16 protein-coding genes and 1 pseudogene are annotated in these 14,057 nt (G+C 58.0%); 13 read left to right on the top strand and 4 right to left on the bottom strand.

Features of this window, described 5'->3' with window-relative positions:
• Window positions 1-102: 102 nt before the first annotated feature.
• Window positions 103-312 (top strand): annotated as a pseudogene (locus AC13QY_RS01025) (3-hydroxyacyl-CoA dehydrogenase NAD-binding domain-containing protein); the annotation flags it as partial.
• Between the two features lie 36 nt (window positions 313-348).
• A complete protein-coding gene (locus tag AC13QY_RS01020; protein ID WP_246661166.1) occupies window positions 349-1,176 on the top strand; it encodes an acyl-homoserine-lactone synthase in 828 nt (275 codons plus the stop codon).
• Here the strand turns inward: AC13QY_RS01020 and AC13QY_RS01015 are convergent.
• The gene (locus AC13QY_RS01015; RefSeq protein ID WP_113350794.1) at window positions 1,166-1,897 is read right to left on the bottom strand and encodes a helix-turn-helix transcriptional regulator; all 732 of its coding nucleotides are present in this window, start codon (window positions 1,895-1,897) and stop codon (window positions 1,166-1,168) included. The genes AC13QY_RS01020 and AC13QY_RS01015 overlap by 11 nt on opposite strands.
• Window positions 1,898-2,412: 515 nt before the next feature.
• On the opposite strand from AC13QY_RS01015, the gene AC13QY_RS01010 reads away from it, so the two are divergent.
• From AC13QY_RS01010 to AC13QY_RS00965, 10 genes are all read left to right on the top strand, one after another.
• Window positions 2,413-2,856: a hypothetical protein gene (locus AC13QY_RS01010; protein ID WP_145634785.1), complete on the top strand. Its 444-nt coding sequence runs from the start codon at window positions 2,413-2,415 to the stop codon at window positions 2,854-2,856.
• A complete protein-coding gene (locus tag AC13QY_RS01005) occupies window positions 2,853-3,281 on the top strand; it encodes a hypothetical protein (protein ID WP_113350796.1) in 429 nt (142 codons plus the stop codon). Before AC13QY_RS01010 ends, AC13QY_RS01005 begins: the two co-directional genes overlap by 4 nt.
• 16 nt (window positions 3,282-3,297) lie before the next feature.
• A complete protein-coding gene (locus tag AC13QY_RS01000) occupies window positions 3,298-3,897 on the top strand; it encodes a TetR/AcrR family transcriptional regulator (protein WP_246661165.1) in 600 nt (199 codons plus the stop codon).
• Window positions 3,898-4,187: 290 nt separating this feature from the next.
• On the top strand, window positions 4,188-4,361 hold the full coding sequence (locus AC13QY_RS00995) for a hypothetical protein (protein WP_162748760.1): 174 nt from the start codon (window positions 4,188-4,190) through the stop codon (window positions 4,359-4,361).
• A 294-nt stretch (window positions 4,362-4,655) separates the two neighbouring features.
• The gene (locus AC13QY_RS00990) at window positions 4,656-5,558 is read left to right on the top strand and encodes a LysR family transcriptional regulator (RefSeq protein ID WP_162748761.1); all 903 of its coding nucleotides are present in this window, start codon (window positions 4,656-4,658) and stop codon (window positions 5,556-5,558) included.
• A 121-nt stretch (window positions 5,559-5,679) separates the two neighbouring features.
• Window positions 5,680-6,825, top strand: coding sequence for a TIGR03364 family FAD-dependent oxidoreductase (locus AC13QY_RS00985; protein ID WP_113350799.1), 1,146 nt, complete (start codon window positions 5,680-5,682; stop codon window positions 6,823-6,825).
• 5 nt (window positions 6,826-6,830) lie between these two features.
• Window positions 6,831-7,634 (top strand): phosphonoacetaldehyde hydrolase, encoded by an 804-nt coding sequence (gene phnX, locus AC13QY_RS00980; RefSeq protein ID WP_113350800.1) that lies wholly within the window; start codon window positions 6,831-6,833, stop codon window positions 7,632-7,634.
• 215 nt (window positions 7,635-7,849) lie between these two features.
• Entirely contained in the window at window positions 7,850-8,320 is a 471-nt protein-coding gene (locus AC13QY_RS00975) for an MEKHLA domain-containing protein (protein ID WP_069610109.1), read from the top strand.
• A 260-nt stretch (window positions 8,321-8,580) separates the two neighbouring features.
• The gene (locus AC13QY_RS00970; RefSeq protein WP_083258017.1) at window positions 8,581-8,727 is read left to right on the top strand and encodes a DUF1127 domain-containing protein; all 147 of its coding nucleotides are present in this window, start codon (window positions 8,581-8,583) and stop codon (window positions 8,725-8,727) included.
• Window positions 8,728-9,736: 1,009 nt separating this feature from the next.
• Window positions 9,737-10,240, top strand: a complete 504-nt coding sequence (locus AC13QY_RS00965) for a hypothetical protein (protein ID WP_186450329.1) — start codon at window positions 9,737-9,739, stop codon at window positions 10,238-10,240.
• On the opposite strand, the gene AC13QY_RS00960 is transcribed toward AC13QY_RS00965, so the two are convergent.
• Window positions 10,234-10,878 carry a response regulator gene (locus tag AC13QY_RS00960; protein WP_113350803.1) on the bottom strand — a complete coding sequence of 215 codons (645 nt, stop codon included), beginning with the start codon at window positions 10,876-10,878 and terminating at the stop codon, window positions 10,234-10,236. The genes AC13QY_RS00965 and AC13QY_RS00960 overlap by 7 nt on opposite strands.
• Window positions 10,875-12,308, bottom strand: a complete 1,434-nt coding sequence (locus tag AC13QY_RS00955) for a sensor histidine kinase (RefSeq protein WP_113350804.1) — start codon at window positions 12,306-12,308, stop codon at window positions 10,875-10,877. The genes AC13QY_RS00960 and AC13QY_RS00955 overlap by 4 nt, the downstream gene beginning before the upstream one ends.
• A gap of 284 nt (window positions 12,309-12,592) precedes the next feature.
• Here AC13QY_RS00955 and AC13QY_RS00950 point away from each other — a divergent pair, with 284 nt between their 5' ends.
• A complete protein-coding gene (locus AC13QY_RS00950; protein WP_145634783.1) occupies window positions 12,593-13,246 on the top strand; it encodes a hypothetical protein in 654 nt (217 codons plus the stop codon).
• A gap of 384 nt (window positions 13,247-13,630) precedes the next feature.
• On the opposite strand, the gene AC13QY_RS00945 is transcribed toward AC13QY_RS00950, so the two are convergent.
• A complete protein-coding gene (locus AC13QY_RS00945) occupies window positions 13,631-14,029 on the bottom strand; it encodes a DUF1236 domain-containing protein (RefSeq protein ID WP_113329403.1) in 399 nt (132 codons plus the stop codon).
• Between the last annotated feature and the right edge of the window lie 28 nt (window positions 14,030-14,057).

Here is a 14,057-nt window from a genome sequence, read left to right as displayed (position 1 = left end):
GCATAAACCGACCGGTCAGTCAATTATAAATGCAATGATTGACATGAGGATCATGACCGTCAACGTTCACGTATGAAGGTGTGATGGCCCTCATCGTCCTATCTTGATCCGGATGAAATTAGCGAAGGACTTGTGCAGCCGGAGCGCTTCGTGAGGCTGCATTTCTTCGGGCCTGCCTATGTCACGAAGCTTCTGAAGATTGTGCCGGCCGGGAAAACGGTCACGGAAGTCCTGGCGATCGGCTTAACACTGGCGCGGCGGCCCGATGTATTATGGGCAAACCCGCGGCCTTGCCGAAATCGTTGCGCTTGAAAGGCGTTAGCGCGCCGAATGCCCGCAAGCCCCTGCATGCCGACCTTTGCATGCCGACAGGAGGGGCCGCGGGAGCGGTTGAACCTCTGCCTTGCTCCGTACCCCTCGATTCTAAAGGGTACTCGCGGTCACGCAATCTGGCGGAATCGATATATTGAAGCCTGGCTCCAAGGTGCTTTGTTAAGGCAAAATTTGGAGACGCTGATGCTACAGATACTGACCCGACGAGACCGCAATGCGGCGTCCTCGTATTTCACTCAGATGTTCCGCGCCCGCGCGCTCGTCTTCCGTGATCGAATGGGGTGGGATGTCAACGTTGAAGGTGGTTTGGAGATCGACCGCTTCGACGACGAGCACGACCCCATCTACCTGGCCGTGAAGGAAGAGGACGACGAGCTTACGGGTTCGCTGCGGCTGTTGCCGACAACGAGCGAGACGATGCTTTCGAGCGAGTTCCAGCATTTTTTCAACGAGGATCTCGATATCTGCAGCCCTTCGATCTGGGAGTGCACCCGGTTTTGCGTGCATCCTCCGCTTCAGGCCGGACATCCGTCGTCGCAGACAGCCGCCGTCGAACTGCTCTCCGGTCTTTGCCGCCTGAGCTTGAAATCGGGCATCGAGCACATCATGGGCGTCTATGATGCATCGATGATCGGGGTTTACCGAAAGATCGGATGGTCGCCGACGCCGCTTGCGCGTTCGCGGCCGGAGATCGGCAACCTCTATGTCGGCCTCTGGGAGGTGAACGAGGAGTCCGATCAGCGGCTTGAGCAGCGGCTGAGGATGATGCGCGGCAAGGATGACAGGACCCCCACCTTGCAATTCGCATCTTCGTCGCCGGGGAATATTCAGTTCAGCTTTTGATGAGCTCAAGCGAAATTGCTTTCGCAATGGCCTGATTTGTGGTGCTGACGTGAAGTTTGCGGCGGCCGGAGCTGAGATACAGGCGCACGGCGCTTTCAGAAATTCCAAGAATGGATGTGATCTGCTTCGGAAGCAGGCCGTGCGCCAGCAGTTCCAGGCACTCGGTTTCCCGCTTCGAAAGCTTGCGTCCGATGCTTTGTTCTCGCAGACCGGACACGATCAATGACTGCTCATGCAGATAATAGGCGATCACCTGCAGATCGCCTATTATGCTGTTTCGCAATTGCTCCCAGTCGCCGCTTTTCAGATTTGAGGTAACTGTAAAAAGCGATCGCTCACCGTGAGGCCCTCGAACGACCAGCGTCAAGCCGTAGCGCCCGACATCAAAGGCTTCGGCTTCGCGGAAAAAGGAGATGCTTTGCGGCGACTTCAGATCGAGGGTCGACCAGTCGAAGGGCAGAAATCCGTTGCGTCCGGCTTGAACAACGGGATCGATCGAGAAGTAATCGTGCGCTATATATGTGTCTATCCATTCCGGCGGGTAGGTCAGCAGGAGAAGCGGGTTTTGCTGCGACAGGGCGGCGATTTGCGTCACATGAAAGGCTGCGTTTGCCAGGCCGTATAAAGAACAGAACTTGAATAAGAACTGTCGCAATTCATCGATGTCATTTGCCTGAGCGATCTCAGACAAGCAATGAGATTGGCGTGATCCTGTCAACATAGTCTCACCATAAAAGCCGAAGTGAAAGCGGTGCTCGGGCCACGCGCAGCGCGTCTGGGATGTCTTTCAAAGTTTGAAGGTCATCCTGGCGCTCCCGCCGCACTCTCAGCTATTCAGAAGCCAACTTTTCGCGGGCATGATTGGGCTCTTAAAATTGTCGAAAACATAGTCGCTGCCAATCATATGAGGGTTGTGTTGCTGCATCTTTGGATACACGCGGAAGATACAGGTCCAGTCCCCTCGCCATATGTGCATACGCGCCATATGACGTTTCGCTAAGCGCCGCTGCTTCCCTCGCGACCATGCCGGCTTTAAGGCCGGGCAGGGTGCAAGCTCCATAATATCAGGCTCGAAGAATGTCCTTCCTTTACAAATGACCGACGGTCAGTCATATATGTGGGCTATCACTGTCAGGTTTTAAGGGGCATGCGAATGGTCGTCCGTATTGAGAATGTGGGAGGCGCAACACAGAGCGACGCCTGCTTCCGATTTGCCGCATCGAGGGGTATCCGGTCATGATCCGTCACGATCTCAGCCATTGGCCGCTCGTGCTTTCCGCCGCTCGCGGCGCGATGTCGCTCGATGAGCAGCTCGCCTTCTTTTCGGATTGGGACGCCTGGCTCGATCGCGGCGAATCGTTTTCGACATTGCGTGTCTTTACCGATGCCGAGGCGCTCAAGCGGCCTGAAGGCGGCGCAAAGGATGCAAAGGTCTGGCTTCAGGCCAATGGCGAGCGGATCAGGCAGTTCGTCATCGGCATGGCGACCGTCATACCGTCGGAGGCTCTCGAAGAGTTGAGCCGCATGGATGCAGAAAAGCTATTCGGAATTCCCGCGCAGATGTTCGATGACGTCAATGAGGCGGCGATGTGGCTTGCTTCCCTTTCGGCAGCGCAAGGAAGACCACTGGACGTCGGTGGGGCGCTGCGAGGTCTGGCAGCTTTGCGTGGGCTGTCATGAGCGAGCATATATCGATGTTGCCTGAGGGTGATGAGACTCATTGGCCGCTCGCGATACTGGTCGCGGAAACGCCGCTTGATGTCGACGGCATGCGCGCGGGCCTCGATATGATCGAGAGCTGGCTGAGACGCGAACAACCTTTTGTTCTCCTCCTGGTCGCGGCTTGCGGATGCACGTTTCAAAGAGATGTGGCTGTGCTGCCCATGCTGGCGCAGCGGCTGGATCTTGTTCGCGAGGCGCTTTGCCGCTCCCTTCTCGGGGTCGCAGTTGTCGCCCCCGCATCCGCGCTCGATGACGCTCGGCGCAGTCTTGCTCGTCTTCCGCTCGATATGCCGTTAGAAGTCTTTGAAAAGGGCTCGCTTGCGGTAAGGTGGTTGTGCGCATCCGCTCTCTCGCCAGCGGGTATCATCATCGACAGCCTATGAACAGCGAGGAGAACCCGTGACCGTTACAGATCGTCCGCGTCCGCGCACCAAGCCGCCGGAAATTCGCCGTGAGGAATTGATGGATGCCGCGCAGAGACTGTTTCTGGAGAAGGGGTTTGCCGCGACCAGTGTTGCGGAGATCGTCGATGCCGCAGACGTCGCCAAGGGTACTTTCTACCTTTATTTTCAGACCAAGGACGATGTCCTTAAAGCCCTGCAAGCGCGGTTCGTCGAGCTCTTTTGCGAGAGGATCGATGCCGTCGCCAGAGCGTCCGCCTCTGACAGTTGGGTGCGGCGGCTCGACGTTTTGATGGAGGCCTGTGTTCTCGGCTATCTCGACGAGGTCGCGCTTCACGATCTGGTATTTCAACAGTTTCAGCCGACGAAGCGGGACATGAAACGTGCCAATCCTCTTGTTAGTCGCCTCACGTCCTTCCTTGTCGAAGGTCATGCTGCCGGCGCGTTCGCCTTCGTCGATGCCCGGCTCACGGCCGTCATGCTGTTCAATTCCATGCACAGTGCGGTGGATGACTGTCTGGCCGATGGATCGGATGTCGACCGGCGGAGGCTGGTGGCAGCCGTTACCGACTTCTGCCGACGCGCCGTCAGCCCCTAAGACGAAAGAAATGGCGGCGAGAGACGTTGGACGAATGGAAGCACGCCCCTTCGCGGAGGAAAAAGCAGTGCATATGATGTCTGTCTCGGCAGGGCCAATTGCGCAGATGGTCGGTACGGTGGGTCTTCTCGCTGCCGCCCACATGGTGGCGTTTTGGAATGACCGCTACCGCACTTTTGCAGAGAGAAGCATGGGCTGATGACGAAGGCGAACTGAAGCCGGGATCGCTTGACGCCTGTGCTGCACAGCCAAGCACGACGCGCGGATGCGCCTGAATAAATGGGGAGGCAATGATTTGGAATTTCGAAGTCATTGTGGCCATCATCGGCAGCCTCGGTGCTGCCGGTATTGTCCTGTGGCAATTGGCGGATTCCGGCCGCCGCAGAAAGGAGACACGGGAGCGTAAGGATAACACCGACGCGATTGTGGAAGAGGTGCGGCAAACCCGAAACAAGGACGACTAGGATATTGCTCAGGCTTCCATCACAGCCTTTCAGCCAAGCGAATACGCGAAATTGCCTCGCTACATGCGGATATGATCCCCGCTAGAAATTGATGCGCTGCGGGCTTTTGGCGACAATGATCCTAGGGGCGGCGACATTGATCGCGCTATGGGGACTGTCGCGGCTTTCCAACAGGTCGGTGCTGCGCTGAAGCTATTTCGCATGGACATCCAGCCCAAAGCCGGTTGCCTCCTCGGGATACGCGACTTATTGAAACGGACAGCTGTGCGATTTCTCCAGGTGAGGCTTTGTAGAATGCCGTCTGTCACGCTTGCGCAAATGAAGGCCGTCGAAGCTTTGGCGCGCACGGGAAAGTTTTCCCGTGCAGCCGAGGATTTGGGCATCAGCCAGCCCTCGGTTTCGACGCAGATCCAGTCATTCGAAGAGCTGTGCCGCACGCGCGTCTTCATTCGGGATGGGCATAATGTCAGCGTCGCGCCATCGGCAGTCGATCTGATCGCCAAGATCCGGATCACGCTGAAATGCCTGAACGAGGTCGATCGCGCGATCACCGACACCACGTCTTTGAACTCGGGCACGATCTCGATCGGCTTCAGTGCGCATCGCCTCATCATGCCGGTCCTGATGGCGTTCGTCCGCGAATATCCTTCGCTGCGCCTGACGACACGGGGCGGGCCTTCGCTCGATCTCGCAGACGCCGTGCTGCGCGGCGAGCTCGATGTCGCCGCTATCTCGCAGGTGGCATCCGACGGCCGTTTTTCCTCCCTGCGCCTGCATGAATCGCGCGTGGCGATTTATGGCCGCAGAGGCGATCCGATGCTGGCCAAGGGCCGGCTGACGCTTGGCGATCTCGATGGCCGCGACATGGTGCTCTGGAACAAGGCGTCCGGCACTCGCACGCTGCTGGAGGATGCGGCGAACAAGCGGGGCATACGCCTGAAGCCGGTGCTTGAAGTCGCGACACTTGACGTTGCCTATGCTGCGGCGGCTGCCGGAATTGGGTTGGCGATCTCTATAGAAGGCGAGGTTCCGCCCGATGACCATATCGAGGTCGTGCCGTTGGTCGAGCCGGAGCTGGCCATCGGCCATTACCTCGTCACCCTGCCGGAATGCCGCGATCACGCGGCCATCCAGGCTTTTTTCGATGTTGCCAAGGAGCACGCGCGCGAAGTCGATGGCGGGATGCCTTCGAGTTGATTTTAAACTATAGGCAAATCATATAATTTTTTATGATTTATAATTCTGTCATATCATTTTGCTAGTGTTTGCCCTATAGGCTGACGGTTAGGCTTGATGCCGGCCGAGGAAGGGTAACGATATGGTGAATGGATATGACCTTGCGGTTGTCGGTGCGGGTATTGTCGGCATCGGCGTGGCATTGGCGGCTGTGCGCCAGGGCAAGAAGGTCGTCGTCATCGAGCGCAATGCCAAGGCGGTCGGTGCCTCCATTCGCAATTTCGGCTTCGTGACCATTAGCGGGCAGAAGGCGGGTGCCCATTGGGAGCGCGCCATGCGGGCGCGTGACATCTGGGCCGAGATTGTCGACGAGGCGGGCATCGCGGTCATCCATCGCGGCCTGGTCATGCCGGCGCGTCGCTCGGAAGCCGCCGTGGTTGTCGACGCCTTTTTGAAGACACCGATGGGCGAGAAGTGCCGCCTGATGACCAAGGCCGAGGCTGGCGATCTCGTGCCGAGCCTGCGTTTGGATGGCGTCGAGACCATTCTTTATAGCCCGCATGAGCTGCGTGTCGAATCTTCGGAAGCGCTGCCGAAGCTCGCAGCCTGGCTTGAGGCTCGGCACAAGGTCGATTTTCGCTGGAACACAGCCGTCCGTGCCATCGAGGGAATGCGGATCGAGACCAGCCACGGCGCGATCGAGGCGGAAGCCGTCGTCGTCTGTCCCGGTGACGATTTCTCGACGCTTTTCCCGGATGTCATCGCCAAGCATAATCTCATGATCTGCACATTGCAGATGCTGCGGGTGGCACCCGCTCAGCCGAGCAGGTTCGGCGCGGCCGTCATGTCGGATATGAGCCTTGCCCGTTACGAAGGCTTTGCTCAGCTGCCGGAAGCGGAAGCGCTTGGAAAGCGGCTCGATCGCGAAGAGGCCGAAAGCCGCGCCGCCGGCATCCACCTGATCGCGGTCCAGTCGGCCGACGGTTCTCTCGTCGTCGGGGACAGCCATGTCTACGGCAATGCACAACAGCCATTCGCCAGCGAGCGCTTCGACCGGCTGATCCTCGATGAGTTCGATCGCGTATTCGATCTGCCGGGCCGCACCGTCGTCAACCGCTGGATCGGCACTTATGCCTCGTCGAAGGAGCGGACGGTGCTGGTCGAGCGCCCCGCCGATCATATCCGCCTCGTGATGGTGACGGGCGGAACCGGCGCCTCGACCGGCTTCGCCCTCGGTGAGCAGGTCATCGACGACCTCTACGCTTCGACATCTCGGTCTTGGGAGTGAAATCAGTGAGCCAATTGAAAGCCGTTGTATTCGACTGGGCTGGAACGGTCATCGACTTCGGATCCTTCGCCCCCATGGGCGTCTTCGTCGAAGCCTTCAGCCGCTTCGGCATCGAGGTCACCATCGCGGAAGCGCGTGAGCCGATGGGGCGGCCGAAATGGGATCATATCGACGCCATGCTGAAGCAGCCTCGCATCCGCGAGCTGTGGGCCACGCGTCATGGCAAGACACCGACGGCAGCCGATGTCGACGCGGTCTACGAGGTCTTCGTGCCGATGAACGAGGAGGTGGTGCATAAGTTCGCCGATCTCGTGCCGGGCACGACCGAAGTTGTCGGGACGCTGCGCCAGCGCGGGATGAAGATCGGTTCCACGACGGGTTACACACGCTCGATCATGGAGCGCGTCCTGCCGCTCGCGAAAGAGCAGGGCTATGAGGTCGACAATCTCGTCTGCGCCGGCGACCTGCCGCATGGCCGGCCGACGCCGATGAACATGTACAAGTGCTTCCTCGATCTCGATGTCTGGCCGGCGCATGCGGTAGTCAAGGTCGACGATACTGGTGTCGGCATCGATGAAGGCGTTGCGGCCGGCTGCTGGACGGTCGGCGTCGCATTGAGCGGCAATGAGGCGGGTCTCACTCCGCAAGAGATCGCCGCTATGGCGCCGGATGCGCTCGCCAAGGTTCGTGAACGTGCAACCGGCGTTCTGAACGCACGGGGCGCGCATTATGTCATCGATACAGTTGCCGATCTGCTGCCTGTCATCGATGATATCGAACGTCGGCTGGGCGCCGGCGAACGACCGTAATTTGGTTGGTGTTCAGAGCTGGCAGGGCTCCGTTGCGGCAATCTCGTCCTTGAGCACGCTATCGGTAACTTGTTCGCGCTTACTCTGGAGACCCTGGCTTCGCGGTGTGGTTGATGATGGATATTCGCGTCTTCCCGCTTGCCCTGCTTTTGATCTCCCACGCAATTTGATAGGTATCGCTCCCGTCGATGCCCAGAATGCTAGGAAGGGAAGAGATGACTGATAGGCCTGAAAGCAACGCTGTCGATTTATCGGTTGACGAAGCCTTTTTTGAACTTCTGACCGGCAGTTTTCAACGCATTGTCGGCTCTTCCTTGATTGGCGAGGGCGCGGGGCCGGATTGGCTCTATCGCGACGCGCCGTTTGTGGTCCTCGCCCATAATACGGATGCCGATCCGCGTTTCGTCTACGCCAACAAGGCTGCGCAGAATTGCTTCGAATACTCATGGGACGAGTTCATAACGCTGCCCTCGCGGCTTTCGGCCGAGCTTCCCAATCGGGCGGAGCGTCAGCAGTTGCTGGACGCGGTGACCCGTAACGGCTTCATCTCCGACTATCGCGGTCTGAGGATTGCGAAATCCGGACGACGTTTCTGGATCGATGCCGGTATCGTCTGGCAGCTCGTGGACCGAGATGGCAATTTGCGCGGGCAGGCTGCAACCTTTTCCAAATGGCAGGATGCATAGGCCGTAGGATAGAGATTGACGGTTCAAGAGCTAAGTTCGCTTCATCGGGGCCGCAACAGTCGCAGAAGGTGGCGATCTGTCAGTGAAATCCAGAGCCGATCGCACTCTCGAATATGGTGGTAAGAACCAGCACGTGTTCATCCCGCCAATCTTATGGTCATGAGCCTTGCAAAACCGGCATGGCTATCGTGCAGGCATGTGCATTTTATTTAGGCGGATAAATGCCTATCTCCTGCGCATCAGCAAAGGAGACCGTAAAAATGAGAGTATTTGAGAAGATCAAGCGCTTTAGCGAACAGCGCAGAGCCATACGCGAGCTTTCCGCCCTCGACGATCATGTCCTTCGTGATCTCGGTATTGCCCGCTCGCATATCCCCTACGCCGTCAGCGGCGCCCGCGGCAACTAAACCATCTTTTCGAGCGCATACCCGAGGTATGCGCCGCCGCAAGAGACCTTTGGGCGCGCGCCGTCATCGCCTCTCTTTGACAAGCAATAGCCAGTAGAAGCAGCAGCTCGTGCCGTGATCCCTGGTGGCATCGAAGGCGATCGCCCGGCACTTTCTCTTGCCGCGGCATTGGCAATTCATGCCAGTCGCCAAGTCGGCAGACGATCCGGAACGCAGCTGATTGCGAAGGTTTTTTCGCTATTATCGTCGCGGCTGCTATGGCGAAGTTTTCAGGCGGCTTTTTCGCAGCTGCCTTTCATGTTCTGTTTTGCGCAATATTCGAGTTCGATCTCGAGCAGCCTTATTGCCTTGGCAAGTGCATCCTCGGCCTCTGCGAATAGCTGTGGCTTATGCCCCATTCTCGCTTCGCCGTAGTTTCTGGCTCGCAGCAAAACGAGGTCAGCCAAAGCGATGCATTCCGGCGTTGGTCGGACAAGGTTCAGGCAATATCGCAAATTGATCGCGACCTCGAGAGCGAACTCGGTTGCCGAGAAATCCAATATCGCGCCTGGCGGCGCGGAGCGAGCTAGAAATATCCTCCAGTGTTGGGTCATCGCAGTACCCCTCTTTTCGGATCGATCGCGCGGGCATCGATATATTGAGTGCCAATTTTTGCAAGGGCAATATTGGGTTCCCAACCATGGCATTTTGCATTGGCAAGGCGTCGGCGTATCCGCAGTCATATCGACCAGAGGAAGTCGTTTTCAATAATGCAATCATGCAATTGGGCTTCGGTCCAGCTCCTTCCTGGACGTTAGTCTGACGATATCCCGGCGAAAGGTCTTGGCTTCGATTGCTGAAGTCCAAGCAGAGGTCTCTCCGTTTGATAAGACTTGACCCCTCGCGGTGTTGCGGCGATTTGATATGGGATCAGAGATATTTGCCAGTCGGCGATAAATGGCGGCGCTTTCGGGCCAGGGAGCGACGAACATTCGTCGCCGAAGCCAACCGGAGCCTCAGGAGGCCGTAGGTGTCATTGCGTCGAAAGCTCATTGCTGTTTTGCCATGCCTGTTGTTGACTATGGTCAGCACAGCACTCCCCTACACCATTAAAATTCACGGCGCTTCCGCGATATTTGCACAACAAATAGTGGAGGCAAAAGGGGGTAACGGCAATGGCGGTGGCAATGGTAACGGCGGCGGAAACGGCAATGGGGGAGGCAACGGGAACGGCGGTGGCAACAGCGGCAATGGGGGTGGGAACGGCAACAACGGCAACGGGAATGGAAATGGAAACGGAAACGGTAATGCCAATGGCCGTTCATCCGCAACCAAGAGCGCTACCCAAACTCAGGTCGATTCCGACCAATCCTCCGATGATGGCGACGGATCGATTACCGTTCAACACAAGGATGGCATGAGCGAAAATATAAAGAGCGGGCGGTATGTGATGAAGGATTCAAAGGGCCGCACCATCGTCAACCGCAATGCGACGATCGCCGACGAGCAGCGGCTTAAAGCGTTCCTTCACTGACGGCGCCTTTCGAGTTCATCCCTGAATGCCATCGCAGCTTCCGTTCTGTTGCTCACTTCCAGCTTGGCGAAGATCTGGGTCATGTGATGCTTGATGGTCTTTTCATGCAGATCGAGCTTTAGCCCGATATGTTTGTTGCTCAATCCGGCAGAAGCCAGTTCAAGGACCTCCCGCTCGCGCTCCGTCAATGCGCTGAAGGGATTGATCTGGGCACCAGATCCGTTATCCGAGATCAGACGCGCCGATAGCGTCGGTGCGACATAGCTGTCACCCGCAGCAATGCTGCGAAGAATATCGGCGAGGGTCCGTGATCCGACGCCTTTGAGAACATAGCCTTTCGCGCCGCTCTTGAGCGCCGCCATGACATCGTCGCTTGCCTCGGAGACTGTCAGCATCACGATCTTCTGATCGGGTATCTGCTCGAGGATGAGAGAGATGGCATCCAGCCCTCCTCCCGGCATGGAAATGTCGAGCAGCAGGATATCCGGGCGGTGTTCCGCTGCTATGCGCAGCGCATCCTCCCTGCTGCTGCCCTCACCCACAATACTGAACCCATCCATTTCGGTCAGGCTCCGAATAACGCCCTCCCTGAAGAGAGGGTGGTCGTCTACGACCGCCAAACTGATTGCAGCTGTCATGCCTGCTCCATTTCCTCGATGTTCAGGGACATGCGAACGATGGTTCCCCGGTTCGACGACAAAAGTTGAAAAATACCGCCGAGACTTTCGACCCGGTCCCTGAGGCCGGCAAGGCCAAGCTTTTGCGGGCCGACCTCCTTCGGGTCAAATCCCGGCCCTTCATCGGCAACCTCGATCACGACCTGGCCGTCTTTGAAGGTCTGCACGACCTTTTGCCCGATTCCGCCGGCGTGGCGATAACCGTTGTTCAAGGCTTCCTGCACAAAGCGATAGACGCATATTTTTGCGGAGGTCGAAAGGTCTGTCGGCGTTGTCGCGACCATCAGCGCGACAGCGACGCCTGTGCGCTGTTCGTGGGCACGGATTGCCCGTTTCAAAAGATCGGTCAGATTGTCCGTCTCGATGTGCGGTAGCATCAGGCCGCTGCAGACGCTCCTGATTTCGGTCATGGCGTCGTCAAGGCTGGATTTGATGGTCTGCAGCGACGCCTCGCGCTCCTCTGGCGAGGTGGTGGAGCTGATGAGGGTCTGGCTGTCCAGCCGCAATGAGGCATAGGCGACCAATTGGGCGGGGCCGTCATGCAGGTCGGCGCCGATACGGCGCAAATAGCTCTCGTTAAGTGCGGCCGCACGCTGGGTCGCACGTTGAACCCGGGCTCGCAACGCCTCATTCTGTTGAAGAAGCGTCGACAGTTCGCCGATGCGGCCGTTGAGCGCCTTGCGCTGATTGTCGATGGTGCGGCTGCCACGCAGGACGATGATCGACAGAAGAGCGAAGAATGTCAGAGTGAACAAGGCAACGACAAGCCAGCTCAGCAGGCGGGCCTGAGTGAGACTCCCTTCGAAATCGTTGGCAATCTCGTAAAATTCGGAAACGGCAACGACTTTGCCCGACCAGGGCTGCAGTACGGGATTGTAGATTTCCAGGAGCGGTTTGCCGCTATTGCGTTCGGCGACGCTTTCCACGTCGTCGATCCGGTTGAATTTGGCAACCATTCGGCCGGAAAAGGCCATCTTCAGGCTATCTGACAGCGGAAATCGCTTTCCGGAAAGATCCTTGTTGTTGGAGTAAAGGATCGTCCCGTCATTCCGCCATAATCGGAACGAAAACAGCCGTGTGCCAAGCGCGCCCTGGCCGAGCGTTTCGTCGAGAGCGCGGGTGACGGTATCGTCGAGAGCCTGGGTGGTTTGCATATCCGGCAGAAGCGGGGCGATAACGCTGTCGACATAGAGCGCCGTCGTCGCCGCGGAATTGCGCGTCACCGCATTCTCGATGAGGGCGGCAACGAAAGAGCCGACCACGAGCATCGCACAGAGCGCGACGAGGCCGCCGGCGAGCAGGAACTGTCTGGCCAAAGATTGGGAGTTCCAGCGTTCGATAAGACTTGCCAGAGATAGTTTGTATTTATGGTTTGCTCGCAGAACTGGCATAATCAGCACTGATCTCCCAACCCTGTATAGCTATCCCAGTGGGATGGAGTGTCAACTGTTGCAACGTTGGCACCGGTCGCCTCGTCCCGTGAAGAGGGTATTGCTATCCGGCGCGCACAATCTAAGGGACCATCGGGCAGGATCAATCAGACAATGGTCCTAATGCTCAAAGCATAGGTCGGACCCATGTAGAAACCTGGGATTTCGGCAATATTCTAGTGCGCAGTGATTTGCTGGATACGGCCGCTGCTGCGAGTGGTGGACGCTTTATGAAGGAAATGCGCATGAAAATCCGTTCCATAATCGGTGCAACAAGTCTCGGCCTGGTGCTTGCAGTCGCTCCCATGGGAGGAGCTACGGTCGGTTTCATGCAGACGGCATTCGCCAAGGGCGGAAACGGCGGCGGTAATGGTAATGGCGGCGGCCATGGCGAAGGAAATTCCGGTCATGAAAAGTCCGGGAGCGACGATTCAAGCAGCACGTCGACGAGCGCGGCGACTGCGCAGGCTGCCTCATCGTCATTGCAGGCACATCACCCGGACAAACATTCCGGAGCTCATAGTGCAAGCTCGAAGACGCATGTTTCGAAGCCCGACGAGGGCAGGCTTAGCTCGCTCAGGAGAGACTATCACGCCTACTTGAACTCGAAAGACCCCAAGATGGCGGCACTCTCGGCCTATGTGAAGGCATATGCGGAATTCGAAATGCAATATGGAACGACGGCAGTGCCGACGGATCCAGCCCTCAGCGACAACGCCCTGCGTTCGGCGCTCGCGCAGCTGTCGAACAAGCCGGTAACGGACCAGACACTCGCTGAAGCAAAGAGCATTCTCGGCATCGGAACAAACAGCGGCAAAATCGCCGAAGTCCGTGATGCCCTGGAAAGGAAATCCGAAGCCGCGGCGCCCTCCGAGAGCAGTGCGGCGACTGTCAATTGAATGGCGCTGTACCAGCAGCGTCTTGAGGTGAGCATGCCGGTCGCCGGGCACTTTGCGACACGAGGTTTCTGCGATCATCGCTCACAAGTTTGGGTTCACGAGTTTGGCGTCGATGCACGCCTTTCCCTAGCCGGTCCGCCCACCGGCTCTATCGCCGGGTCGGGCCTTCCGCCCCAGACGCTGCTCGATCCGGCGATAGGCAATTTGCTGCGTGATGCAGGCGGCCAAGTTTAGAATATGGTGCGCAAGGGGGTGCAGCCTGTGGAAGCCACTGTGAAAAACTCGGAGCTTCGGGTAGCGCTGCAGACCGGCCGCTTTCTCGTTTCGGTCGCCCATGGGGAACAGGGGGAAGGGTGGAGAGCGGCTTCCCGCTCCCCACGACGATTAGTTCAGAATCTGGATAACCTTGCGTGAGGAAGGCTCGACGATCACGCGCTCGTGGTTGACGACTGCATAGGCATATCGCGGATTCTGCGGAACTGTGCGAACAACGACCGTATCCGGCAGAGACCTGCCGACGACCACTCTCTCGTGGACAACCGTGCCCTCTTCAGGCAAGGGCTGTTCGCGGACATAGGTGACCACCTTCTGAGGCGGCGGATCGATGGCGGTGCCGACAATGGCGCCAGCCACGCCGCCCACGGCGGCCCCGACCGGACCACCGACAACGGCTCCGGTAACCGCGCCACCTGCAGCGCCGGTGACGGTCGACGATTGGGCAAAGGCACATCCGGCGGTCAGGCCTAGCGCGAGTGCCGCAATACTAAGTACTTTCGTTTTCATCAGAATCTCCTTTCACCTTCTCTTCGTC

The sequence above is a fragment of the Martinezella sp. CNPSo 3795 genome, from assembly GCF_057784475.1.
Note: the sequence above shows the minus strand (reverse complement) of the source record. Positions and strands in the feature narration are given on the sequence as shown.

Bases quoted from the DNA above. Each gene is read 5' to 3' on its own strand.
- AC13QY_RS00970 (WP_083258017.1), top strand. From the start codon at position 8,581: ATGAGAGTATTTGAGAAGATCAAGCGCTTTAGCGAACAGCGCAGAGCC.
- AC13QY_RS00955 (WP_113350804.1), bottom strand. From the start codon at position 12,308: ATGCCAGTTCTGCGAGCAAACCATAAATACAAACTATCTCTGGCAAGT.
- AC13QY_RS00995 (WP_162748760.1), top strand. From the start codon at position 4,188: ATGATTTGGAATTTCGAAGTCATTGTGGCCATCATCGGCAGCCTCGGT.
- AC13QY_RS01005 (WP_113350796.1), top strand. From the start codon at position 2,853: ATGAGCGAGCATATATCGATGTTGCCTGAGGGTGATGAGACTCATTGG.
- AC13QY_RS00985 (WP_113350799.1), top strand. From the start codon at position 5,680: ATGGTGAATGGATATGACCTTGCGGTTGTCGGTGCGGGTATTGTCGGC.
- AC13QY_RS01020 (WP_246661166.1), top strand. From the start codon at position 349: ATGCCGACCTTTGCATGCCGACAGGAGGGGCCGCGGGAGCGGTTGAAC.
- AC13QY_RS00975 (WP_069610109.1), top strand. From the start codon at position 7,850: ATGACTGATAGGCCTGAAAGCAACGCTGTCGATTTATCGGTTGACGAA.
- AC13QY_RS00990 (WP_162748761.1), top strand. From the start codon at position 4,656: ATGCCGTCTGTCACGCTTGCGCAAATGAAGGCCGTCGAAGCTTTGGCG.
- AC13QY_RS01010 (WP_145634785.1), top strand. From the start codon at position 2,413: ATGATCCGTCACGATCTCAGCCATTGGCCGCTCGTGCTTTCCGCCGCT.
- AC13QY_RS00960 (WP_113350803.1), bottom strand. From the start codon at position 10,878: ATGACAGCTGCAATCAGTTTGGCGGTCGTAGACGACCACCCTCTCTTC.
- AC13QY_RS00945 (WP_113329403.1), bottom strand. From the start codon at position 14,029: ATGAAAACGAAAGTACTTAGTATTGCGGCACTCGCGCTAGGCCTGACC.
- AC13QY_RS01015 (WP_113350794.1), bottom strand. From the start codon at position 1,897: ATGTTGACAGGATCACGCCAATCTCATTGCTTGTCTGAGATCGCTCAG.
- AC13QY_RS00950 (WP_145634783.1), top strand. From the start codon at position 12,593: ATGAAAATCCGTTCCATAATCGGTGCAACAAGTCTCGGCCTGGTGCTT.